This window comes from Niallia oryzisoli, assembly GCF_036670025.1.
GTDB lineage: Bacteria > Bacillota > Bacilli > Bacillales > Cytobacillaceae > Bacillus_BD > Bacillus_BD oryzisoli.
The window spans coordinates 4,752,238-4,775,000 of the sequence record NZ_CP137640.1 but is presented as its reverse complement, the minus strand read 5'-3'; the positions used below and the strand labels follow the sequence as shown (position 1 = coordinate 4,775,000).

19 protein-coding genes and 10 tRNA genes are annotated in these 22,763 nt (G+C 39.1%); 25 read left to right on the top strand and 4 right to left on the bottom strand.

The window, feature by feature from the left end; translation table 11 throughout:
• Positions 1-7: 7 nt before the first annotated feature.
• The 10 genes from R4Z09_RS23875 to R4Z09_RS23830 all read left to right on the top strand — a co-directional run bounded on the left by R4Z09_RS23875 (position 8) and on the right by R4Z09_RS23830 (position 888).
• Positions 8-100, top strand: a tRNA-Ser gene (locus tag R4Z09_RS23875).
• A 37-nt stretch (positions 101-137) separates the two neighbouring features.
• A tRNA-Met gene (locus R4Z09_RS23870) sits at positions 138-211 on the top strand.
• A 3-nt stretch (positions 212-214) separates the two neighbouring features.
• Positions 215-291 (top strand) — tRNA-Asp (locus R4Z09_RS23865).
• Between the two features lie 14 nt (positions 292-305).
• Positions 306-381 (top strand) — tRNA-Phe (locus R4Z09_RS23860).
• A gap of 5 nt (positions 382-386) precedes the next feature.
• Positions 387-462, top strand: a tRNA-His gene (locus tag R4Z09_RS23855).
• Positions 463-474: 12 nt separating this feature from the next.
• A tRNA-Gly gene (locus R4Z09_RS23850) sits at positions 475-548 on the top strand.
• Between the two features lie 4 nt (positions 549-552).
• Positions 553-626: transfer RNA gene (locus R4Z09_RS23845), tRNA-Ile, on the top strand.
• 18 nt (positions 627-644) lie between these two features.
• Positions 645-719, top strand: a tRNA-Asn gene (locus R4Z09_RS23840).
• 3 nt (positions 720-722) lie between these two features.
• Positions 723-813: transfer RNA gene (locus R4Z09_RS23835), tRNA-Ser, on the top strand.
• Between the two features lie 3 nt (positions 814-816).
• Positions 817-888 (top strand) — tRNA-Glu (locus tag R4Z09_RS23830).
• 75 nt (positions 889-963) lie between these two features.
• Here the strand turns inward: R4Z09_RS23830 and R4Z09_RS23825 are convergent.
• Positions 964-1,149, bottom strand: coding sequence for a hypothetical protein (locus R4Z09_RS23825; RefSeq protein WP_338449210.1), 186 nt, complete (start codon positions 1,147-1,149; stop codon positions 964-966).
• Positions 1,150-1,379: 230 nt separating this feature from the next.
• On the opposite strand from R4Z09_RS23825, the gene glgB reads away from it, so the two are divergent.
• Genes glgB through R4Z09_RS23800 form a run of 5 tightly spaced genes read left to right on the top strand, consistent with a single transcriptional unit; the run spans position 1,380 to position 9,319 of the window.
• Positions 1,380-3,320 carry a 1,4-alpha-glucan branching protein GlgB gene (gene glgB, locus R4Z09_RS23820; RefSeq protein WP_338449209.1) on the top strand — a complete coding sequence of 647 codons (1,941 nt, stop codon included), beginning with the start codon at positions 1,380-1,382 and terminating at the stop codon, positions 3,318-3,320.
• Positions 3,268-4,407 (top strand): glucose-1-phosphate adenylyltransferase, encoded by a 1,140-nt coding sequence (locus tag R4Z09_RS23815; protein WP_338449208.1) that lies wholly within the window; start codon positions 3,268-3,270, stop codon positions 4,405-4,407. Before glgB ends, R4Z09_RS23815 begins: the two co-directional genes overlap by 53 nt.
• 58 nt (positions 4,408-4,465) lie before the next feature.
• Positions 4,466-5,491 (top strand): sugar phosphate nucleotidyltransferase, encoded by a 1,026-nt coding sequence (locus tag R4Z09_RS23810; RefSeq protein ID WP_338449207.1) that lies wholly within the window; start codon positions 4,466-4,468, stop codon positions 5,489-5,491.
• Positions 5,488-6,939 carry a glycogen synthase GlgA gene (glgA, locus tag R4Z09_RS23805; RefSeq protein ID WP_338449206.1) on the top strand — a complete coding sequence of 484 codons (1,452 nt, stop codon included), beginning with the start codon at positions 5,488-5,490 and terminating at the stop codon, positions 6,937-6,939. The genes R4Z09_RS23810 and glgA overlap by 4 nt, the downstream gene beginning before the upstream one ends.
• Positions 6,926-9,319 (top strand): glycogen/starch/alpha-glucan phosphorylase, encoded by a 2,394-nt coding sequence (locus R4Z09_RS23800; protein ID WP_338449205.1) that lies wholly within the window; start codon positions 6,926-6,928, stop codon positions 9,317-9,319. Before glgA ends, R4Z09_RS23800 begins: the two co-directional genes overlap by 14 nt.
• A 59-nt stretch (positions 9,320-9,378) precedes the next feature.
• Here the strand turns inward: R4Z09_RS23800 and R4Z09_RS23795 are convergent, their stop codons facing one another.
• On the bottom strand, positions 9,379-10,314 hold the full coding sequence (locus R4Z09_RS23795; RefSeq protein WP_338449204.1) for a 1,4-dihydroxy-2-naphthoate polyprenyltransferase: 936 nt from the start codon (positions 10,312-10,314) through the stop codon (positions 9,379-9,381).
• Between the two features lie 397 nt (positions 10,315-10,711).
• On the opposite strand from R4Z09_RS23795, the gene R4Z09_RS23790 reads away from it, so the two are divergent.
• The 9 genes from R4Z09_RS23790 to R4Z09_RS23750 all read left to right on the top strand — a co-directional run bounded on the left by R4Z09_RS23790 (position 10,712) and on the right by R4Z09_RS23750 (position 20,652).
• Positions 10,712-12,118, top strand: a complete 1,407-nt coding sequence (locus R4Z09_RS23790) for an isochorismate synthase (RefSeq protein ID WP_338449203.1) — start codon at positions 10,712-10,714, stop codon at positions 12,116-12,118.
• Positions 12,115-13,869 carry a 2-succinyl-5-enolpyruvyl-6-hydroxy-3-cyclohexene-1-carboxylic-acid synthase gene (menD, locus tag R4Z09_RS23785; RefSeq protein WP_338449202.1) on the top strand — a complete coding sequence of 585 codons (1,755 nt, stop codon included), beginning with the start codon at positions 12,115-12,117 and terminating at the stop codon, positions 13,867-13,869. The genes R4Z09_RS23790 and menD overlap by 4 nt, the downstream gene beginning before the upstream one ends.
• Positions 13,869-14,678, top strand: a complete 810-nt coding sequence (gene menH, locus R4Z09_RS23780) for a 2-succinyl-6-hydroxy-2,4-cyclohexadiene-1-carboxylate synthase (protein ID WP_338449201.1) — start codon at positions 13,869-13,871, stop codon at positions 14,676-14,678. Before menD ends, menH begins: the two co-directional genes overlap by 1 nt.
• Before the next feature lie 35 nt (positions 14,679-14,713).
• Positions 14,714-15,532 carry a 1,4-dihydroxy-2-naphthoyl-CoA synthase gene (menB, locus tag R4Z09_RS23775; RefSeq protein ID WP_338449200.1) on the top strand — a complete coding sequence of 273 codons (819 nt, stop codon included), beginning with the start codon at positions 14,714-14,716 and terminating at the stop codon, positions 15,530-15,532.
• A 118-nt stretch (positions 15,533-15,650) separates the two neighbouring features.
• Positions 15,651-17,108 (top strand): o-succinylbenzoate--CoA ligase, encoded by a 1,458-nt coding sequence (locus R4Z09_RS23770; RefSeq protein WP_338453343.1) that lies wholly within the window; start codon positions 15,651-15,653, stop codon positions 17,106-17,108.
• Between the two features lie 138 nt (positions 17,109-17,246).
• Positions 17,247-17,945 (top strand): response regulator transcription factor, encoded by a 699-nt coding sequence (locus tag R4Z09_RS23765; RefSeq protein WP_338449199.1) that lies wholly within the window; start codon positions 17,247-17,249, stop codon positions 17,943-17,945.
• Positions 17,942-19,297 (top strand): sensor histidine kinase, encoded by a 1,356-nt coding sequence (locus tag R4Z09_RS23760; RefSeq protein WP_338449198.1) that lies wholly within the window; start codon positions 17,942-17,944, stop codon positions 19,295-19,297. The genes R4Z09_RS23765 and R4Z09_RS23760 overlap by 4 nt, the downstream gene beginning before the upstream one ends.
• A gap of 69 nt (positions 19,298-19,366) precedes the next feature.
• The gene (locus R4Z09_RS23755; protein WP_338449197.1) at positions 19,367-19,960 is read left to right on the top strand and encodes a PepSY domain-containing protein; all 594 of its coding nucleotides are present in this window, start codon (positions 19,367-19,369) and stop codon (positions 19,958-19,960) included.
• 113 nt (positions 19,961-20,073) lie between these two features.
• Positions 20,074-20,652, top strand: a complete 579-nt coding sequence (locus R4Z09_RS23750) for a PepSY domain-containing protein (protein WP_338449196.1) — start codon at positions 20,074-20,076, stop codon at positions 20,650-20,652.
• Between the two features lie 56 nt (positions 20,653-20,708).
• On the opposite strand, the gene R4Z09_RS23745 is transcribed toward R4Z09_RS23750, so the two are convergent.
• Entirely contained in the window at positions 20,709-21,653 is a 945-nt protein-coding gene (locus R4Z09_RS23745) for a metal ABC transporter substrate-binding protein (protein WP_338449195.1), read from the bottom strand.
• Positions 21,654-21,853: 200 nt separating this feature from the next.
• Here R4Z09_RS23745 and R4Z09_RS23740 point away from each other — a divergent pair, with 200 nt between their 5' ends.
• Complete coding sequence (locus R4Z09_RS23740; RefSeq protein ID WP_338453342.1) at positions 21,854-22,417, top strand: carbonic anhydrase; 564 nt, start codon at positions 21,854-21,856, stop codon at positions 22,415-22,417.
• 45 nt (positions 22,418-22,462) lie between these two features.
• Here R4Z09_RS23740 and yidD read toward each other — a convergent pair whose 3' ends face one another.
• Positions 22,463-22,726 (bottom strand): membrane protein insertion efficiency factor YidD, encoded by a 264-nt coding sequence (yidD, locus tag R4Z09_RS23735; protein ID WP_338449194.1) that lies wholly within the window; start codon positions 22,724-22,726, stop codon positions 22,463-22,465.
• Positions 22,727-22,763 lie beyond the last annotated feature (37 nt).

Genomic DNA, 22,763 nt, shown 5'->3' with positions numbered 1-22,763 from the left:
TTATGTTGGAGGAATACCCAAGTCCGGCTGAAGGGATCGGTCTTGAAAACCGACAGGCGGGTTAAACCGCGCGGGGGTTCGAATCCCTCTTCCTCCGCCATTTTAAAAAAATGGTACAAATTAATATTTTCTATTATCGCGGGGTGGAGCAGTCCGGTAGCTCGTCGGGCTCATAACCCGAAGGTCGCAGGTTCAAATCCTGTCCCCGCAATCTGGTCCGGTAGTTCAGCTGGTTAGAATGCCTGCCTGTCACGCAGGAGGTCGCGGGTTCGAGTCCCGTCCGGACCGCCAGTTATTTTTAATAAGGCTCAGTAGCTCAGTCGGTAGAGCAATGGACTGAAAATCCATGTGTCGGCGGTTCGATTCCGTCCTGAGCCACCATGATGGCGGCTGTGGCGAAGTGGTTAACGCATCGGATTGTGGTTCCGACATTCGTGGGTTCGATTCCCATCAGCCGCCCCATTTCAATCTTATGCGGGTGTAGTTTAGTGGTAAAACCACAGCCTTCCAAGCTGTTGTCGAGGGTTCGATTCCCTTCACCCGCTCCATAAAGGGCCTATAGCTCAGCTGGTTAGAGCGCACGCCTGATAAGCGTGAGGTCGATGGTTCGAGTCCATTTAGGCCCACTTTAAAAATAGTAATATTCCGCAGTAGCTCAGTGGTAGAGCTATCGGCTGTTAACCGATCGGTCGTAGGTTCGAATCCTACCTGCGGAGCCATATGGAGAAGTACTCAAGTGGCTGAAGAGGCGCCCCTGCTAAGGGTGTAGGTCGGGTAACCGGCGCGAGGGTTCAAATCCCTCCTTCTCCGCCATTTGGCCCCTTGGTCAAGCGGTTAAGACACCGCCCTTTCACGGCGGTAACACGGGTTCGAATCCCGTAGGGGTCATAATAAAAAAGCTGTTGACATTAACGTCAACAGCTTTTTTATTATCTTACGAATAGATTCCTTATGACATTCAAATCAATCTGTCAATTCTTCTTTATCTTTTATTTTTTCTCCAGGATTGTTTAAGTCCATATCTGAAAAAAAGCCGGTGGACGGACCGCGAAATATGTCAAAAGCTAATATTTTGCCATCTGGTGCATCAAAAAATGGGTCTTTTCCTTTCTTATTCCTCAACAAAAATTCTTCTTCTGAAGTACTCATAAAAATTCCTCCGTTAAATCGTATTTTCCTTTCATAGTATTTCAAACAGTTATAAGAAGTATGTCAAATCATAGTAATTGGCGTTGCATAATAGCGAGGAATGAAAATAATTTTATTTTATTGTCGAAAAAAATAAAAAACAATTTCAAGGACTTTTTCTCTTTAAATAGAATATATAACCTAATATGGGTATATGCTGTAGATTACTTTAAGTATAGGTGGGGAAAAATTTGGCTTTAACTTCGTTATATCCATCAGATTATCAAGTTCATCTTTTTCATGAAGGAACCTTGTATGAAAGCTTTAGACTTTTTGGATCACATATCATTGAGGTTGGCAGTGACAAATGGACAAGATTTTCTGTGTGGGCACCAAATGCAAAAGAAGTAAGATTGGTTGGAGATTTTAATAATTGGAATGGAAAAGGCTGCACATTACATAAAATAAATAAACAGGGTATTTGGACGATTTGTTTGCAAGAAAACTTGGAAGGTAAGTTATATAAATATGAGATCATAACGAAATCAGGAGAGTCCTTTCTTAAAGCAGATCCTTATGCTTTTTATGCGGAGGTTAGACCGAATACTGCTTCCATTGTCTATTCAATTGCTGGCTTCGAATGGGAAGACAGCAGATGGATGAATTATAAAAGTAAACGGAATCTACTAGCAGATCCTATCTCCATTTATGAGGTTCATCTTGGTTCTTGGAAGAAAAAAGAAGATGGCAGCCTATTGTCTTATCGTGAGTTGGCTTCTGAACTTATTCCATACGTTCTTGAATTAGGCTTTACACATATTGAACTCTTGCCCATTATTGAACACCCGCTTGATATGTCTTGGGGCTATCAGGGAACCGGTTATTTTTCAGCAACAAGCAGGTACGGCACACCACATGATTTTATGTATTTTATTAATGAATGTCATAAAAACGGCTTAGGGGTCATTCTTGATTGGGTTCCCGGACATTTTTGTAAGGATGCTCATGGTTTGTACAAATTTGATGGCTCTTTTTTATACGACTACCCGTATGAAAACGACAGGGAAAATCGTGTTTGGGGAACAGCGAACTTTAATCTAGGCAGAAATGAAGTCCAAAGCTTTCTTATTTCTAGTGCTCTTTTCTGGATTCGATATTTTCATGTTGATGGTTTTCGGCTGGATGCTGTGTCTAACTTGATTTATTGGCCAAATCAGCCAGGCAGGATAGAAAATCATGATGGTGCTGCCTTTTTAAAAAAGTTAAACTCAGTTATATTTCAATATGATCCTTCTGTTCTCATGATAGCCGAGGATTCAACAGATTGGCCGAATGTGACATCTCCCGTTCATTACAATGGATTAGGGTTTAACTATAAGTGGAATATGGGTTGGATGAATGATGTTCTTTCTTACATGGAAACTCCATCAGAACATAGATGGAAAGCACATGAGAAAATGACTTTTTCCTTACTGTATGCCTTCAATGAAAATTTTGTTCTTCCTTTTTCTCATGATGAAGTGGTGCATGGGAAAAAATCCCTCCTTGATAAAATGCCGGGAGATTACTGGCAAAAATTCGCTCAATTAAGACTATTGCTAGGTTATATGATGGGTCATCCAGGAAAAAAATTATTATTTATGGGATTTGAATTAGGCCATTTTTCTGAATGGAAAGATAAAGAACAATTAGATTGGCATCTGCTTGATTATGACATGCATAGAAAGATGAAAGCATATGTTAAAAAATTACTCAAATTGTATAAACGGTCAAAACCTTTGTACGAATTAGACCATCTGCATGATGGGTTTGAATGGATCGATGTGAATAATGTGGAGCAATCCATTTTTTCTTTTGTTAGAAAAAGTAACAAAGAAAATGATTTGCTCGTATTTGTATGCAATTTCACTCCTGCCGTCTATCACGATTATCGAATGGGTGTCCCGGTTAAAGGGGCCTATCGGGAAGTATTGAATAGTGATCATGACAGCTATGGTGGTTCAGGAGTCATTAATAAAAAAGTCCTCCAAGCAACAGAAACAGCTTTTCATGGTAAACCATATTCAATTAAGCTATCAATCCCGCCATTTGGGGTTTCTGTATTGAGATTAGTAAAACACCGAAAGGAGAAAAAGGGCGATGATAAAGAAAAAGTGTATAGCTATGCTATTGGCAGGAGGAAAAGGAAGTAGATTAAACTCCCTAACAAAAGAAATTGCGAAACCAGCTGTTCCGTTCGGTGGAAAATATAGAATTATTGATTTCGCCTTAAGTAATTGTACCAATTCAGGTATTTCAACTGTCGGTGTTTTAACACAATATCAGCCGCTGGTCTTAAACTCCTATATTGGAATCGGAAGTACTTGGGATTTGGACCGTAAGGATGGAGGTGTCACCGTTTTACCGCCATACAGTGCTTCTTCAGAGGTAAAGTGGTACACAGGTACCGCAAGTGCGGTGTATCAAAACCTAAATTATATCGAACAGAATAATCCTGAGCATGTTCTGATTTTATCAGGTGATCACATCTATAAAATGAATTACGAGGAAATGCTGGAATATCATGTTAACAAGAAAGCGGATGGTACTATTTCGGTGATTGAAGTTCCTTGGGATGAAGCAAGCCGATTTGGGATCATGAATACAAATCAAGATCTTGCCGTAACAGATTTTGCAGAAAAACCTGAGGTGCCGAAAAATAACCTGGCTTCCATGGGAATTTACATTTTTAAATGGGAAGTTCTAAAAGAATATCTTTTCTTGGATGCTGAAAATACAGAATCTTCACACGACTTTGGGAAGGATATCATTCCATTGCTTCTTCGAGACCAGAAGAAATTGTTTGCTTATCCATTTAAGGGTTATTGGAAGGATGTTGGAACAGTCAAAAGCCTGTGGGAAGCGAATATGGACCTATTAGATGATAACTGTGAATTAGACTTATTTGATTATGATTGGCGCATATACTCTGTAAATCCGAATCAAAAGCCGCAATATATTTCATCTGAAGCCGAAGTCAGGGAATCCTTACTAAATGAAGGCTGCACCATAGAAGGAATCGTAAATAAGTCGGTTCTGTTCCAAGGGGTTACGATAAAAAAAGGATCGATGATAAGAGAATCGGTTATTATGCCGGATGCTGTTATCGGAGAGAATGTTTTTATTGAAAGAGCCATTGTCCCTTCACATATGTGTATACCTAATAACACTGTCATAAAAGCAGACGCCAATCGAGAGGAAATTGTATTAGTAACAGATGAGATGATAGCAAGCAATTAAAAAGCTGTCTGAACCGGGGGGAGATACCATCTTTCAATCACAAAGGAGAGGAAACCTCATGAATAAAAAGTTATTAGGTGTTATCGATGCTACAACTTATTATGATGATTTAAAGGAACTAACTACTCATCGGTCATTAGCGGCCCTTCCTTTTGCCGGCAGATACCGGTTAATTGATTTTGTCTTATCTTCGATGGTGAATTCAAACATTCAAAGTGTAGCGATTTTTCCAAAGTATCAATACCGTTCGTTGATGGATCATTTAGGCTCTGGTAAAAATTGGGAGTTAGACCGTAAGAGAGATGGTTTGTTCTTTTTTCCATCCCCTAATTTAGATACTCCAAGTGCAGGCATTGGCTCCTTTACCCATTTTGCTGCCAATCTAGATTATTTATACAAAAGCACACAGGAATATGCCATCATTGCCAATTGTTATACAATTTTTAATATGAATTTTCAGCCAGTGCTTGACAGGCATATAGATATGGGCTGTGATATTACGGAAATTTGTCATAACGGGCAATCACTTGATATGTACCTTGTCAAAAAGAGGTTGTTGATTGAACTAATTGAAGAGAGACAGAAAACCGGGTACACATGTATGAAGGATGTAGTGAATGGCTTAGCGCCATATACTCTTTGTACGTACGAATATCCCGAATTAGCATATAAAATAGACTCCATTTTAGCTTATTACGAAACATCTATGAAGATTCTTCATCCATTTGTATTAGATAACTTGTTTATTCCTACACAGCCAATTTTTACTAAAGTAAAGGATGAACCGCCGACTCGTTATCAAAAAGAGGCTGTAATCAAGAGTGCGATGGTTGCAAACGGCTGTATGATTAATGGAACAATTGAAAATAGTATTATTTCCCGCGGAGTTAAAATTGGCAAAGGGTCTGTTATCAGCAACAGCATTATTATGCAAAAATGCCAAATTGGTGATAATTGTGTAATAGATTCGGCTATCCTTGATAAAGATGTAAGGGTGGAGTCCGGAACGGTTATGAACGGAACAAGTAAAAAACCGTTAGTTATTCGAAAAGGTACAGTACAGGGAGCGTTGATGAACTCGTGAAAGTATTATTTGCCGTAAGTGAATGTGTTCCATTTATAAAATCCGGGGGACTTGCTGATGTAGCAGGTTCCTTGCCAAAGGAACTTAAGAATCTTGGTACTGATGTGCGCATAATGATGCCAAAGTATGGAACCATTCCAGATCAGTTTAAAAAAGATATGAAGAAAAAAGCTGAGTTTACTGTCGAGGTTGGTTGGCGGAATCAGTATTGCGGAATTGAAGAATATACGTATCAAAACATGATTTATTACTTTATTGATAATGAACAATATTTTAAACGTGACCGTCTTTATGGATATGATGATGATGGTGAACGGTTTGCTTATTTTAATCAAGCTGTTTTGGAAAGTCTAGCGCAGCTTTCCTTTTACCCTGATATCATTCATTGTCATGACTGGCATACTGGTATGATTCCTTTTCTTTTAAAAAGAAGGTATCAGAGTCGCGATGAGTACGCGCAAATGAAAACAATCTTTACGATTCATAATTTACAATTCCAAGGTATTATGCCGAAGGAAGCATTAAAAGACCTGTTTAATTTGGATGATAGGTATTTTCATATCGATGAGCTAGAGTTCTATGGGAATATTAACTTTATGAAAGGTGCCCTTATTGCAGCAGATAAAATCACAACCGTAAGTCCGACCTATATGAGTGAAATTCAAACGGATTATTATGGAGAAAAACTAAACGGTTTATTGACGGCAAGAAGGGCTGATCTAATAGGAATTCTAAATGGAATTGATGAAGAAATTTATAATCCAGCATATGATGCAAACCTTATCCAACCCTATCACTCATCATTGATTCAGGATAAACAAACAAATAAGGTACATATACAGCAGCGATTTGCCCTGGATGTGAAAGATATTCCCCTTATAACGATGATTACGCGTCTAACAAAACAAAAAGGATTAGAGCTGGTTAGAGCTGTATTCCATGAAATTATGCGGGAAGATATTCAAATGATTGTACTGGGTACCGGTGATCCCGAGTTTGAACACTTTTTCCGTGAAATGGAATATCGGTATGGAAATAAATTTAAGGCTTATGTTGGTTTTGATGAAGGCTTGGCTCATCAGCTGTATGCCGGGGCAGATTTATTTCTTATGCCGTCAAAATTTGAGCCTTGCGGACTAGGACAATTAATTGCCTTAAAATACGGAACACTCCCGATTGTAAGGGAAACAGGCGGATTAAATGATACGGTACAATCCTTTAATGAATATACATGGGATGGCAATGGATTCAGTTTTTCAAACTTTAATGCCCATGATATGTTATATACAATTAGAAGAGCGCTCCACTTTTATTATGAAAGATCTGTTTGGACCCATTTAACAGAAACAGCCATGCTAATGAATTATAGCTGGTCACAATCCGCGGTTAAATATTTTGAGCTTTATCGGAATCTTGTCTCAAGGAGTGAAATGTATGTTCTCAAATAAAGAGGAGTTTAAGCGACATTTCCTGCAGAGACTGGAAATGATGTGTGGAAAAAGTTTTGCCGACAGTACAAAAGACGACCAGTTTGATACATTGGGCCATATGATTCGTGAATATGTCAGCAAGGATTGGATTCAAACAAATGAACGCTATCGATCATCCGATGAGAGACAGGTCTATTATCTATCCATCGAGTTTTTGCTTGGCAGGCTGCTTCGTCATAATTTAATGAATCTTGGAATTGAGGAACTTGTTGACGAAGGTCTGCACGACTTGGGGATTGACTTGAAACAAATAGAAGAAGTGGAATCAGATGCAGGATTGGGAAATGGGGGGCTTGGTCGTCTTGCAGCCTGTTTCCTTGATTCTCTCGCATCCTTGAATCTGCCTGGACACGGTTGTGGGATTCGCTATAAACATGGTTTATTCGAGCAGAAAATTATCGAAGGCTATCAAGTGGAGCTGCCTGAACTTTGGCTAAGGCATGGACAAGTATGGGAGGTTCGCAAAGCAGATCTGGCAATTGAAGTCCCATTTTGGGGCGATGTGAAGGTAGTTGAGGAAAACGGACGTCTTGTCTTTCAACATACAGATGCGGAAAAAATTTCAGCTGTTCCCTATGATATTCCAGTTGTGGGCTATGATAATCAGACGGTAAATACACTAAGACTATGGAGTGCGGAGCCGTCGCCGTTTCCGTTTCACAAGGATATTTTAAAATATAAGAGGGAGACTGAGAGTGTTTCTGAATTTTTATACCCTGATGATACACATGATGAAGGAAAAATTCTCCGTTTGAAACAGCAATACTTTCTTGTTAGTGCCAGTATCAGCTCCATTGTTAGAGGCTACTTAAAAAAGCATGACAATCTGAAGGATTTACACCACCACGTATGTATTCATATCAATGATACACATCCCGTCTTAGCGATTCCGGAGCTGATGAGAATCCTAATGGATGTCGGCGGTTTAGGCTGGGATGAAGCGTGGGGCATTACGACGCAGACCATTTCCTACACGAACCATACCACATTGTCAGAAGCATTGGAAACATGGCCGATTCGAATTTTTCAGCCATTATTGCCGAGAATCTACATGATTGTCAACGAAATAAATGAGCGCTTCTGTCAGAAATTATGGCAGCTGTTTCCCGGTGATTGGAAAAGGATTGAACGAATGGCCATCATTGCTCATGATCAAGTGAAGATGGCCCATCTTGCCTTAGTCGGCAGTTATAGTGTGAATGGTGTAGCAGCCCTTCATACTGAAATATTAAAGAAACGGGAAATGAATGATTTTTATCAAATATTTCCAGAAAAGTTTAACAATAAAACGAATGGCATTACCCATAGAAGATGGCTGTTAAAGTCTAATCCACTGCTGGCAAATTTAATTACGGACGCAATCGGTCCTGCATGGGTCAAACAGCCTGAGCAGCTTGTAAGGCTTCACGAATTTCAACATGATTCGATCTTTCTTACCCAATTAGATGAAATTAAAAGGCAAAATAAACAAAAGCTTGCTAACAGGATTCAAGCACAGACCGGAATTTTCATTGACCCGTCGACCATTTTTGATGTGCAAGTGAAACGTCTGCACGCCTATAAAAGGCAGTTATTAAATGTTCTTCATATCATGCATATTTATAATCGGATAAAAGAAGATCCGCAATATGTCTTTCATCCTCGTACTTTTATTTTCGGTGCCAAAGCCTCCCCAGGTTATTATTATGCAAAAAAAATCATAAAACTAATCAATACAGTCGCGGAAAAAGTAAATAATGATCCCGCTGTTCAAGATCGATTAAAGGTCATTTTCCTTGAAAACTATCGTGTTTCACTCGCGGAAGAAATTTTTCCAGCAGCCGATATCAGTGAACAAATTTCCACGGCAAGTAAGGAGGCGTCCGGAACTGGAAATATGAAGTTTATGATGAACGGTGCTTTGACAGTTGGAACGCTGGATGGTGCGAATGTTGAAATTAAAGACAAGGTTGGAGAAGAAAATATCTTTATTTTTGGTCTAAAGGCGGATGAAGTGTTGCATTATGACGGATATCGCTCAATTGAATATTTTCATTATGATAAGCGGATTCGTAAAGTGGTCGAGCAGCTGACAAACGGTTTCTTTGCCAATGTAGACGATGAATTTGAGGCCATCTATGATTCCTTGCTCATGCAGAATGATCAATATTTTGTGCTGCGTGATTTTGATTCCTATGTCAATATTCAAAAGAAGGTCAGCCAAACCTATGTTAACAGAGAGAAATGGTTAAAGATGAGTTTATTCAATATTGCTCAATCTGGTTATTTTTCAAGTGATCGTACCATTCGAGAATATGTAAAGGATATTTGGAAAATTGATCAGGCTAGGGTACACTAAGCTGGTTAACTAAATGATTTGGTTTTAAATAAAAAAGCTTCTGCGTTTAGGCAGAAGCTTTAAATCATGTTTCCTAGAAAAATACCAATGGCTAATAAAAGTCCGAAAAATGTATTTGTTTGCGATGTAGCTTTCATAGCAGGCATCATATGAATTGGAGCTGTATTATGAATAAATCCTTTGATAGCTGAAACCGCTTTTGGAATGCTAAGCACAACAAGTAGAATCCACGGTGAGATGATTTGAAATCCAATTAGCATAAATACCCAAACATAAGAAATGACAAACATCGATGCTAAGAAGGCAACGGCATTCTTTTTACCAAGCAGAATAGCCAATGTTTTACGTCCGTTTTCTTTATCACCTTCTAAATCACGAATATTGTTTGCTAAATTAATTGCTCCGACTAAAATCATAATAGGTGAAGCGGTTAAAACACTCTCTGTTGATACCGTTCCAGTTTGAATAAAGAACGAAATTAACACAATAACCATGCCCATTAAAAAGCCTGAGGCAAGCTCACCAAAAGGAGTATAGGCAATCGGTACCGGCCCGCCAGTATATAAATAACCTGCTAGCATGCAGCCTAGGCCAATTAAAGCTAACCACCAGCTAGAGCTTATACAAATATAAATTCCAATAATAAGTGAAATGCCGTATAAACTGAGTGCCAGCTTCATAATCGTTTTTGGCTGAATCCCATCCCTTACAATTCCTCCGCCAATTCCGACCGATTCTTCATTATCAAGCCCGCGCTTAAAATCATAGTACTCATTAAATAAGTTTGTCGCAATTTGAATTAGAATGCTTGCAACCATCATTGCCAGGAAAAGTGGTAAATTAATGCTGGTGCCATCATTCATGGCTAGTACGGTTCCAAGCGTTACTGGTACAAATGCAGCTGTTAATGTATGGGGCCTGGTTAATCTCCACCATACCTTCCAATTTTTTTGTTTGGAAATTGGAGAAGTCATTGACTGTGCCTGCGAATCCATCTAAATTCCTCCTATTTCTTTGCTAGAAAAATATATGGTTACGAATATACCTTTATTTTCTATCTTTATGTATCAGAAACAAATTTTCTAAATAGTCCCGAATTTGAACATTTCGTTACAATTTAAGTTTATGGAAAGAGCCAGTTTGTGTCAACAACTTTACTTTCTAAAATGGAATATTTGTGGTAAAAATCGAATGGTAACTCTTTACAGCTATAAAAACAACCATATTATTGTAATATCATATAGAAACTGTATAAAAGATACACGATCGATTCATATCTAACAGCTTGAGATAATAGTCATAGCTAAGGTAATATGTTATGATATTTGAGTGTATTTGTGTAAGTTTATAAAACTAACTTAAATAGATCGACTGTTATTGGAGGGGATTTTTTTGGTTACCATTCAACGGACGGAACTAAAAGAAGGGATCCAAGCAGCAATAGAAAAGGCAAAAAAAAATTCTGCCTCCATATTGGTGAGCGAGGTACAAAAAATTGACTCCTGTTCACCTCTTTCATTTTTTGCAGCCGGAAAAGAAAAATATGGCGGTAAAAGATTTTTTTGGAAACACCCTTCACAAGAACGTTACATGATAGGTTTAGGAATATGTAAAGAAATCGCATCGGATCAGGCAACTGACCGCTTTTTTCATGTTGAAAAGGAGTGGGGGCAGTTTATCGATCAAGCGATTATTTTTGATGATGTGCATGTACAGGGAACGGGGCCGACTGCTTTTGGCGGTTTTTCGTTTGATCCGGATAAAGAAAAAACAATGCTTTGGTCAAAATTTTCTTCTTCCTTATTTCATATTCCTCGTTTTATGTTAAGCATCATGGAAGGTCAAACTTATTTAACAACCAATGTTGTTTGTAAGGAGGAACATGACGCTACCTTTTATACGGCTGTTGAAAATGAGCGGCAGGAGCTGTTGGCAGGGGCAAGAAAGCATTTCATGTTTGACCCGATCTCTCTCGTTGATCAGCTGGAAGTAAAGCCGGACGCTTGGAAACAGTCCGTTACACAGGTCGTTGAAGGATTGAAAAAAGGCCCGCTTAAAAAGGTCGTATTAGCAAGAGAACTCCGGCTTGTATTTAATAGGAAAATACAAATCGAACCTGTTCTTGACCGCTTGCTTAATGAACAGAAGAATAGCTATGTATTTGCGCTTGAATCAGAGGGTGATTGTTTTATTGGTGCCTCACCAGAGCGTTTAGTGAAAAAAGACCAAGACCAAGTATTTTCGACCTGTTTGGCTGGTTCGATTGCCCGGGGTAAGAATGAGGCAGAGGATGAACAGCTTGGACATTCACTGTTAACAGATGACAAAAATTTAATTGAGCATCAATATGTTGTTGATATGATTAAAGAAGCTATGGAAGATACTTGCAGCAAAGTCACTCTTCCATCCAAGCCTCAATTGCTTAAATTAAAACATATTCAACATTTATATACGCCTGTAATTGGCAAAGCTGATGAACATACTTCGCTTCTTTCCCTAGTAGAAAAACTACATCCGACACCAGCTCTCGGCGGACTTCCCAAGATGCCTGCTGTTGCAAAAATTAGAGAAGTAGAGGAATTAGACCGCGGATTTTTTGCAGGTCCAATAGGCTGGCTGGATTATAAAGGAAACGGTGAGTTTGCTGTTGCGATTCGTTCCGGATTAATTCAAGGCAATGAGGCTTCTATTTTTGCCGGCTGCGGCTTGGTTGAGGATTCAATTGCCGAGACAGAATATGAAGAAACGAATATTAAATTTAAACCGATGCTATCAGCACTTGGAGGAATCAAATCATGAATCATCAGGAAGCACTAACAGGCTATATAGCTTCTTTTGTAGCAGAACTTGTACAGTCCGGTGTTACGGATGTCGTTGTCAGTCCTGGTTCACGGTCAACACCGATTGCGATGGTGATGGCCGAACATCCGGGTTTAAAGCTTCATATCCATGTAGATGAAAGATCAGCTGCGTTTTTTGCGTTAGGAATAGCTAAAGCAGCAAAAAGGCCGACTGTTCTTTTATGTACGTCTGGAACTGCTGCGGCTAACTATTATCCGGCTATTGTCGAAGCAAATATTTCGCGTGTACCATTAGTTGTTTTAACAGCTGACCGGCCTCATGAGTTGCGTGATGTAGGAGCGCCTCAAGCAATCGATCAAATTCATCTTTATGGAAAGCATGTAAAATGGTTTGTTGAGATGGCGCCGCCGGAATCCACTAAGGAAATGATTCGTTACGCCCGCATGGTTTGTGCGAGAGCTGTAGCTGCTGCCACCCAGGCACCATCGGGTCCGGTGCATTTAAACTTTCCTTTACGTGAACCGCTTATTCCAAATCTTGATGATGATCAGTTATTTAGACAAAAGGAACGAGTGAATGGATATGTGAAAATCCAACAGCCGACTGTATCCTTACGTAAGGATGAATTTGATTCTTATGCCGAAAGGATCAGAACAACCAAGCGGGGGATCATTGTTTGCGGACAAATGGAAGAAAACGGCTTTGCTGAGGCAGTCACAGCATTTGCTGAAAAATATCAGTTTCCTATTTTAGCTGATCCTCTTTCCCAGCTACGGAGCGGGGTTCATAACGGTAAAACAATCATTGATACGTATGATGGATTTTTACGAAATGATTTGGCAAAAGAAGCTTTGAAGCCGGATCTGATTATTCGTTTCGGCTCGATGCCGGTATCAAAAGCTTTAACCATCTTTATGAAGGAAAATTATGAGGTACAGCAGTTGGTGATTGACGGTGGAATTGGCTGGAGAGACCCAGCATTGGTGTCAACGGAAATGGTTTACTGTCAGGAAACACTTTTCTGTAAAGAAATGACGATGAGAATGGAAGCAATGCCCGAATCAGATTATTTCGAGAAGTGGAAGAATGTAAACTCATTTACGAAGAATTTAATCGATACGATTGATAAAGCAGAAGAGTTAAATGAAGGGAAGCTTTTTCATCAGCTGGCCGAATTACTTCCTGAGGAAGCGGCAATCTTTGTCGGAAACAGTATGCCAATACGTGACTTAGATTCCTTCTATCACCTTAACGAAAAAAGCATGAAAGTTTTCGCGAACCGTGGAGCAAATGGAATTGACGGTACGGTTTCAACCGCACTAGGTGTGGGAACGATCCATCAGCCCCTTTATTTGATTCTTGGTGATTTAACTTTCTTCCATGATTTAAATGGACTTGTTGCTGCGAAGCTTCAAAACGTTAATATCACGATTTTATTAATTAACAATAATGGCGGTGGTATTTTCTCATTTTTACCTCAGGCTTCACATCCAAAGCATTTTGAACTCCTGTTTGGCACTCCGTTGGATTTGGACTTCAGTAAGGCAGTTGAGATGTATGGAGGACAATTTACATCTATTTCTAACTGGGATCAGTTTTCCGAGACACTATTACAGGATAGAAATAAAGAGGGGCTGCGCGTCATTGAAATTGTAACGAATCGAGAAAGTAATGCAGCTGAACACCGAAAATTGTGGAAATTTGTTTCCCAGGAAATAAACTCCATGCTTGAAAAGGAGAATGCCTGATGAATGTAACGATTGATGGCATTCACTATCATGTTGAGAGCATAGGTGAAGGTTTCCCTTTGCTTTTATTACATGGTTTTACAGGGGATTCAACAACCTGGAAGCCATTTTTTTCACAATGGAGTAAGGATCATAAGGTCATTGCAGTTGACATTATCGGTCATGGCAAATCAGCTTCACCAAAGGATGTCCAGCGGTATGAGAGCGTATCCGTTTCAAAGGATATAAGAAAAATTCTCGATCAATTGGAAATTGGAAAGGCTGATGTATTAGGGTACTCTATGGGTGGAAGACTTGCATTAAGTTTTTCATTCCTTTATCCCGAATACGTACATAAGCTAATTTTAGAGAGTGCATCACCCGGATTGGCTTCCGAAGAGGAGCGGGAAACCCGCCGGATTCAAGATGAAAACCTTAGTCGTTTTATACAGGAAAATGGCATCGAGAGCTTTGTTAAGTATTGGGGGAATATTCCTCTTTTTTCAACGCAAAAGAAGATGCCAATTCATAAGCAGCAAGAGATAAGAAAGCAGCGTCTGCAAAACTCGGTTATCGGACTTAGCAATAGTTTATTGGGCATGGGAACAGGAGCGCAGCCTTCCTGGTGGGACAAGCTGCAAGAGCTGGAGATTGAGACACTTCTGCTCACAGGTGACCAGGATCAAAAGTTTTGCTTAATCGCTGATAAAATGGTAAAAATGATGAAGCATGCACAGTGGAAAAACATTAAAGAATCCGGGCATGCGATTCATGTGGAACAACCTGAAAAATTTGGTACAATAGTAAGTGAGTTTTTGTCAAATTTTTGAGAAATCTTACTAACATTGACGAAGGAGGAGTTATTATGACAGTAGAATGGGTTGCTGGACGTAAATACGAAGAAATTATTTATGAAACGTATAACGGAATGGCTAAAATTACGATTAACCGTCCGCATGTTCATAACGCTTTTACGCCAAGAACAGTAATGGAATTAATCGATGCTTTTGCATATGCACGTGATGATTCAAGTGTAGGCGTTATTATCTTAACTGGTGCGGGAGATAAAGCCTTTTGTTCAGGCGGAGACCAGAAAGTGCGTGGCCATGGCGGCTATGTAGGCGAGGATCAAATTCCGCGTTTAAATGTGCTTGACCTGCAGCGCTTAATTCGTGTCATTCCAAAGCCGGTAATCGCCATGGTAAAAGGATATGCAATTGGCGGCGGACACGTATTACATATTGTTTGTGACTTAACCATTGCAGCTGATAATGCCATTTTTGGTCAAACAGGTCCAAAGGTCGGAAGCTTTGATGCAGGCTATGGATCCGGTTATTTAGCAAGAATTGTCGGTCATAAGAAAGCCCGTGAAATTTGGTATCTATGCCGTCAATATAATGCACAGGAAGCATTAGACATGGGCCTTGTAAATACAGTTGTACCGCTTGATCAAGTCGAAGAAGAAACAATTAAATGGTGTGAAGAGATTCTTGAAAAGAGTCCAACTGCCATTCGTTTCTTAAAAGCTGCATTTAATGCGGATACTGACGGATTAGCTGGAATTCAACAATTTGCCGGCGATGCAACACTTCTTTATTATACAACAGAGGAAGCAAAAGAAGGCCGTGACGCATTCAAAGAAAAACGTCAGCCAGACTTTGATAAGTTCCCTCGTTTTCCTTAATGACATCGGGGTCTGAACACTAACAAAACAACTTTTCAATTTGACAAAAAGTGCAACAGCTTGGTGGTAAATCCATCAGGCTGTTTTTCTTAAGAGGGTGAAAAACTTGAAACAATCGATGCCGAATTGGCTGAAAAAGAGGGCCTATTTAACTCCTGAAAGGCCGGCAATCATTTTTAAAGGGGAATCGATCTCCTTTGCCAAGCTGTATCATAATGCTTACAAAATAGCTGGTAAATTAACAGCAATTGGAATCAGGAACAAACAGTTTACGGCTGTATTATTAAAGAACCATGTTGACTCTGTCGTGATTCTGCTTGCCCTGCAGCTCATTGGGGTACGGGCTGTAATATTAAATAATCGCCTTACAGCAGACGAGATTATTTGGCAAATCAACGATTCCAAAGCTGCCTTTTTCCTAAGTGAGGAACTGTTTCATGATAAGCTGGAGAACATAAGCAGAAGTCTGCCGGCTTTATCTGTTTTCACGAAGGAAGATTTGATTCAATCTTCGTTTGAAGAGCCGCAAATAATAGAAGAAATCGATTTAGACGAAATTTGTACCATCATGTACACATCAGGTACTACCGGTTATCCCAAAGGAGTAATCCAAACTTATGGTAATCACTGGTGGAGTGCAACAGGCTCTGCCTTAAATTTAGGCCTGCATGAAAATGATTGCTGGCTGTGTACGGTCCCACTGTTTCATATTAGTGGTTATTCCATTTTAATGAAGAGTATCATCTATGGCATGAAAATCGTTTTGTATGAAAGATTTGATGTTAATGAGACGATTAGTGATATTCGTGACGAACAGGTAACCATTATGTCTGTTGTCAGTACAACTCTGACGATGATTCTCGATCAACTAGAGAATGAACGGCTTCCGAAACGCTTTCGCTGTATGCTGCTGGGCGGCGGACCTGCATCATTGGCGCTTTTGGAGAGATGTATTGAAAAAGAAATTCCCGTATTTCAAACATATGGGATGACTGAAACATCATCGCAAATAGTTACCCTTTCACCAGAAGATAGCTTTCGAAAACTAGGTTCAGCGGGAAAACCGCTTTTTCCTTCTCAAATAAAAATTATCCAAGACGGCAAAGAAGCCGCTGCAAACGAACCAGGTGAAATTGTAGTCAAAGGACCAAATGTTACTACAGGTTATCTGAATAGAGAATCAGCTACTAAATCTTTGCATGAAGGCTGGCTTCACACGGGAGACATCGGCTATTTGGATGAGGACGGCTTTTTATTTGTTCTTGATCGGCGGTCTGATTTGATCATTTCTGGAGGAGAAAATATTTATCCGGCAGAAATTGAAGGGGTACTAACCTCTCATCCGGCTATTAAAGATGCTGGTGTTATCGGCAAACAGGATGATAAATGGGGGGAGATTCCGGTTGCATTTTTAGTTAGAAAAGCATCGGTAGTGGTAAGCGATATTACTAGCTATTGTGAAGAAAGGCTTGCCAAGTATAAGATACCTAAGGAAATCTATTTTGTCGATGACATTCCGCGTAATGCCAGCAAGAAAATTTTACGGAGAGAGCTTCGTAAGTTATTAAATGAATAACGCTAATTATACGAAGAGGCTGACAGATAAACGTTAGCCTCTTTGGTTTATTAACAATAATTTTCTCCCTGCATGAATACATCATGCTAATCGGTTATGATAAGGATAAATGATTTTTCTGAAAATGGAGGTAACTAAGTGACAAAGAACTCGATACTAGTTGTTGAAGATGAGGAGAAAATATTGCGTTTATTAGAGCTTGAGCTTGTCTATGAAGGGTATGAAGTAGGAAAAGCAAATGACGGCCTTAAAGGGTTTGAATTATATCAAAATCAAAAATGGGATTTAATTTTGCTGGATGTAATGCTGCCGGGAATCAGCGGAATTGAACTACTAAGGCGGATTCGGACCCAGGATGCGTATACTCCTGTCATCCTGCTGACGGCGAAAAGCTCCGTTGAAGATAAAGTTTCAGGACTTGATTTAGGGGCAAACGACTATATCACAAAGCCATTTCAAATTGAAGAATTGCTGGCAAGGATTCGCGCTGCTTTAAGACTGAAGCCTTCCGTACAATCGCAAGCAGAGGAAACAGATGCCCTGCAAATAGCAGATTTGAGTGTGAATGAAAAAACAAGGCTTGTAACAAGGGGTGACAACCAAATTGAACTGACGCCGCGGGAGTTTGATCTTCTTGTCTACTTACTAAAAAATAAACATCAGGTCCTTAGCAGGGAACAAATCATTGAAGCAGTTTGGGGCTATGATTATTATGGAGATACCAATGTTGTGGATGTCTATATCCGTTATATTCGTAAAAAAATAGACCTGGCTCATGTTGATCCATTAATTCATACCGTTCGCGGGGTCGGTTATGTATTGAGGGAAGGAAAATGAAGCTTCGCCAAAAAATCAATTTTTCAACCACTTTTCTTTTTATCGGTTTATTTGTCTTGATCAATTTTTCCATTTATTTTGTTTTTAGCTATTTAATTTTGGAAGGAGAAAAAGAACAGGCCCAAGCGGAAGGGGAAAAAATTGTCGATGGCATAAGTGAGTCCTTGGGGGCAATTAAGACAGATGAACTGCTTCGTGCCTATGTTCCGATAAACGGAATGATTCAAATCGTATCTTCGGAGCAAAAACGTCTATCTCTCGTCACTTCTCCTTCTGAAAAAGAACTGAGCAGCCGGGAAGTACAATACTATGAGAAAGAAGTAAGAGAAAAAATTTCTTATAAGGATCATACTTATTTATTTCAATCAATTCCAACGATAGGGGCGGATGGGAAAATTGTTAATCTACAAATCATGAAAAATATTCAAAGTGCTGTTGATGATTTGGTCATTTTAAGGCTCGTTCTTTTATCCGTCACGATTATCACTATGATTCCGCTGTTCGTGTCCAGCCGGCTGCTCAGTAATGTGATTACAAATCCGATTACATCATTGATTGAAACGATGACTGAAATTCGGAAAAAAGGCCATTTTAAACGGATTCAGCTCGAATCCCGTTCAAAGGATGAATTATATGAAATGGGTGAGACGTTTAACCATATGATGGATTTATTAGAAGCGAATTTCCAAAAGCAGGACCAATTTGTTGCGAATGCTTCTCATGAGCTTAGAACCCCTTTAACCATCATTGAGAGTTATGCCAGCCTAATGAAAAGAAGAGGGTTTGAGGAACCTGAAATTTTCCATGAGTCAATTGAAGCCATTCATTCTGAAGCTGTCCGGATGAAGGATATGGTCGAACAATTATTGTTACTTGCTAAGCATAATGAGGAATGGGATATCCAATTTGAAACGATTGATCTTGAAGAACATGTCAGACAAACAGTTCAGACGTTTGAAAATGCCTATCAGCGGGAGATTTGCTTTCATGTGCAGCAGGAAGGTATTACTGTTCTTTCTGATCCGCAAAAGTTAAAACAGCTTACCTATATCATTTTAGATAATGCGAAAAAATACAGCGAAGATGTTATTACCGTTGAAGTTGGCATACAGGATGGGAATCCTTTTATTCAAATTGCGGATAGAGGCGTAGGGATTCCAAAAGAGGATTTGAATAAAGTATTTGATCGTTTTTATCGTGTCGATAAAGCAAGAAGTAGACAGATGGGGGGGACGGGTCTTGGCCTTTCCCTCGCTAAGGAACTTACCGATGCAATGAATTCCAGGCTTTCTATTGATAGTCTTGAGGGTGTTGGTACAACTGTTAGAATTGAACTGCCCCATGCCAAGTAGAATCATTCTCATGGGATTCTCATTTTTGTCATGCATAATAAGTGAAACAGGTTGATTTGAGGTGAGAAAATGAAAAAAAAGCTATTGCTTTGGACTGGATGTGTAGCGGGTGTCATCATTGTCCTGTTCTTCTTATTTAATAAAATAGCAGGTCCTATTTTTACAAGTGCTGATGTATTGACGAAGCAGGAGGCTCAGGCAATTACAGAAGAGCGCTATACAGGCAAGGTAAATAAGATCCATCAAAAAAATAATCTATTTGTAATGGAATTAGAAAAAAGTACAGGAATTTACGAGATCATTATTAATAGAGAAACAGGTGAAGTAGCTTCTTTAAAACAGATCAAACAAAAGGATGAAACAATGATTCCGGAAGAACAGCCTAAGCCTGTAGAACCAACTAAATCAAGTGAACCACCTGTACAAGATGAGGGAAACGTGTCGAAAAGTTTGACAGAGGAGGAAGCAGCAACGCTTGCACTGGAACAGGTGGCAGGTACCGTCGATGATGTAGAACTAGAGAATGTAAATGGGATTACTTATTATTTTGTTGATATCGAAACGACTGATGGCCGTGAAGCAATAGTAGAAATTAATGCTATTACTGGTGAGGTTAAATCGCTGACCTGGGATGATGACGGTAGCGATGATGATGATGATTAACTTTTTTACGCTAATTCTCATCATTTTCTAATCTATCTTTCCCCTTGTTCTCATTTTTCAAGGATATATTGATAGTGTAAGGAACAGGAAATGAGTACAAGGAGGAAATGATGATGAAAAAGAAAGTATTCATTGGAGTTGTAAGTGCAGCGGTTATTTTGGGAGGTTCTATTGCAGCAGTTGCTGCAAAAAATGAAACAAATACACAAGTTGATCAAAGCAAAAAAGGATTCATCACAATGGAAAAAGCAGAAACGATTGCTCTTAAAGAAGTTGATGGAATAGTTGAAAGTATTGATTTAGAAACAAAGGTTGGGAAATCCTATTATGAAGTGGAAATTGAAAAGGATAGGATGGATTATGATATCTATATTGATGCTGTTACAGGTAAAACATCTTCAGTAAAGCAGAACGATGATGGTTTTGACGACGATGATCGTGACGATGATCATGATGATGATTCAGTTGCAGCAGAAAATACCAAGACAACAGCAGCAGCAATTTCTGATACAGAAGCCATTGCAATTGCCGAAAAAGCAGTAAATGGAAAAATGACTGGGATTAAAAAGGAACATGATGACGGTATTCTAAAATATCAAGTTGAACTTCATACAAATCGTGGAGAAGCAGAAGTTGATGTCAATGCGTTTACAGGAGCGGTCATTGAAATAGACTATGATGATGAAGATTAATAACTAATAAAAAGAGAGTTCATGAGGAACTCTCTTTTATCTGCCTTATAGAAAGCTTAGTGTAATGCCTTTTTTAAGGCCTCCAAATTATCGTTCATAATCGAAAAATAGTCACGGTTGCTTTTCATATCCGCTTCTGTCAGAACGGATAAATTGTGAAGGGTAAGTGCTTCTGCACCAATTTCCTCTTTAACAATTTCAGTTAATTTCGAGCTGACATTTTGTTCAAAAAAGATATAGTTGCTGCCTGTTTCTTTGGCTGTTTTAACAATAGATTCAAGGTCTTTTTGAGTAGGCTCACTTGCGGTAGATAAGCCGGAAATGCTGATTTGCTTTAAGCCGTAACGCTTTTCCCAATAACCGTAAGCAGCATGTGACACGATAAACTCTTTATGCCCTGCCTGTTTAGCCATTTCTGAGAACTTACTGTCTAGTTCATCGAGCTTTTGTATTAATGCTTCATAGTTTTGCTCATATGTTTTTTCATTTTCCGGATCTTTTTCAACTAAGGCATTTTTAATTGATTCAGCTAATTCTTTCGCATAAATCGGGTCAAGCCAGACATGCGGATCAATATCGCCGTGCGTATGACCATGATTTTCCTCTTCAGCGTGATTAACTGCCTGTTCATCGATATGAATCGAATCTCCAGCTGCAACCAACGTAACCTTTTCATTCACTAATGTGTCTTTTGCTTTTTCAACAAAGCCTTCAAGACCTAGCCCAACGTAAATAAATAGGTCAGATTCGGCTAGTTTTATCATATCTTTTTGTGATGGCTCAAATGTATGCTCATCTGCTCCAGGTGGATAAATCGTATCAACACTGACAGCTTCTCCGCCTATCTCTTCAGTGAAATATTTCAGCGGATAAACCGTTGTATAAACCTTCAATTGTTTATCAAAACTTGAACCATTATTATCTGCTTCAGTCCCTCCGCAGCCTGTTAAGAACAAGCTGACTGTAAGGAAGACGGTTAAACATAGTAACCATTTTTTCATTTTGTATCCCCTCTCATCTCCATAAACCGTATTAATTACGATTTAACTTAAAAATATCCCCTGATTTTTATTAATACGTAATCATTACGATTTCAATCTTACAAAATATAACCATAAAAAGCAAGGCAAAAAATTTGTTTTATTTTGCCTGATTTTTCTGTATGCTAAAAGAGAGAAACTATTTGAAAGGTGTTTGAATGATGAGAATTCTTGATGAAGTCCTTGAGTATAATGAAAAATTTGTCGCTGAAAAAAAATATGAAGAATTTACAACAAGCAAAATTCCTAATAAAAAAATGGTTATTTTAACTTGTATGGATACACGTTTACTCGAACTGCTTCCGCGTGCACTGAATGTGAAAAACGGTGATGTTAAAATGATTAAAAATGCGGGAGCGATTCTAAAACATCCATTTGGCAGTGTCATGAGAAGTATATTAGTAGCTGTGTATCAGCTGAAGGCTGATGAAGTTCTTGTCATCGGTCATCATGATTGCGGCATGGGCGGATTGAAAGCAGATGATATTATTCCAAATATGTTAGAGCGTGGGGTGTCTCAAAAAACACTTGATACACTCGAATATTCTGGTATAGACGTACAAAAATGGCTGAAGGGCTTTAGTAACGTAGAGGAAAGTGTCGCATACAGCGTTGATGTTATTAAAAATCACCCGCTGCTGCCGGAAAATACTCCAGTACACGGCTTAGTTATTGATCCGGAAACAGGAAAATTAGATTTAGTCGTAAATGGTTACGAAAAGTAAATAGAAAGATGCTGTAACACAAGTTTCTTTGTCACAGCATCTTTTTTATAGCTTCGTTTTATGCTTCTTTTTTTCTCCAAAAATACCCGGCCATTCTGCAGGCACTTCATCAATCCCTCCTGGATGGAGGGGATGACATTTTAATATCCGTTTAAGAGCGAGAAATCCTCCTTTTAAGGCACCAAACCGTTTAACGGATTCCAGACCGTAATGCGAGCAAGTAGGATAAAAACGGCAAATGGGAGGCTTTAACGGTGAAATCACTAATTGATAAAAACGGATGATCGCAATGAATACTGCTTTAAGCATTTGATAGGATCCTTCTTTACAAAAAATTTATTATTTT

What these genes read in the sequence shown, in the direction of transcription:
- R4Z09_RS23825 (WP_338449210.1), bottom strand. Translation starts at nt 1,149, where the DNA reads ATGAGTACTTCAGAAGAAGAATTTTTGTTGAGGAATAAGAAAGGAAAA.
- R4Z09_RS23815 (WP_338449208.1), top strand. Translation starts at nt 3,268, where the DNA reads ATGATAAAGAAAAAGTGTATAGCTATGCTATTGGCAGGAGGAAAAGGA.
- R4Z09_RS23810 (WP_338449207.1), top strand. Translation starts at nt 4,466, where the DNA reads ATGAATAAAAAGTTATTAGGTGTTATCGATGCTACAACTTATTATGAT.
- R4Z09_RS23800 (WP_338449205.1), top strand. Translation starts at nt 6,926, where the DNA reads ATGTTCTCAAATAAAGAGGAGTTTAAGCGACATTTCCTGCAGAGACTG.
- R4Z09_RS23795 (WP_338449204.1), bottom strand. Translation starts at nt 10,314, where the DNA reads ATGGATTCGCAGGCACAGTCAATGACTTCTCCAATTTCCAAACAAAAA.
- menD (WP_338449202.1), top strand. Translation starts at nt 12,115, where the DNA reads ATGAATCATCAGGAAGCACTAACAGGCTATATAGCTTCTTTTGTAGCA.
- menH (WP_338449201.1), top strand. Translation starts at nt 13,869, where the DNA reads ATGAATGTAACGATTGATGGCATTCACTATCATGTTGAGAGCATAGGT.
- menB (WP_338449200.1), top strand. Translation starts at nt 14,714, where the DNA reads ATGACAGTAGAATGGGTTGCTGGACGTAAATACGAAGAAATTATTTAT.
- R4Z09_RS23770 (WP_338453343.1), top strand. Translation starts at nt 15,651, where the DNA reads ATGCCGAATTGGCTGAAAAAGAGGGCCTATTTAACTCCTGAAAGGCCG.
- R4Z09_RS23760 (WP_338449198.1), top strand. Translation starts at nt 17,942, where the DNA reads ATGAAGCTTCGCCAAAAAATCAATTTTTCAACCACTTTTCTTTTTATC.
- R4Z09_RS23755 (WP_338449197.1), top strand. Translation starts at nt 19,367, where the DNA reads ATGAAAAAAAAGCTATTGCTTTGGACTGGATGTGTAGCGGGTGTCATC.
- R4Z09_RS23750 (WP_338449196.1), top strand. Translation starts at nt 20,074, where the DNA reads ATGAAAAAGAAAGTATTCATTGGAGTTGTAAGTGCAGCGGTTATTTTG.
- R4Z09_RS23745 (WP_338449195.1), bottom strand. Translation starts at nt 21,653, where the DNA reads ATGAAAAAATGGTTACTATGTTTAACCGTCTTCCTTACAGTCAGCTTG.
- R4Z09_RS23740 (WP_338453342.1), top strand. Translation starts at nt 21,854, where the DNA reads ATGAGAATTCTTGATGAAGTCCTTGAGTATAATGAAAAATTTGTCGCT.
- yidD (WP_338449194.1), bottom strand. Translation starts at nt 22,726, where the DNA reads ATGCTTAAAGCAGTATTCATTGCGATCATCCGTTTTTATCAATTAGTG.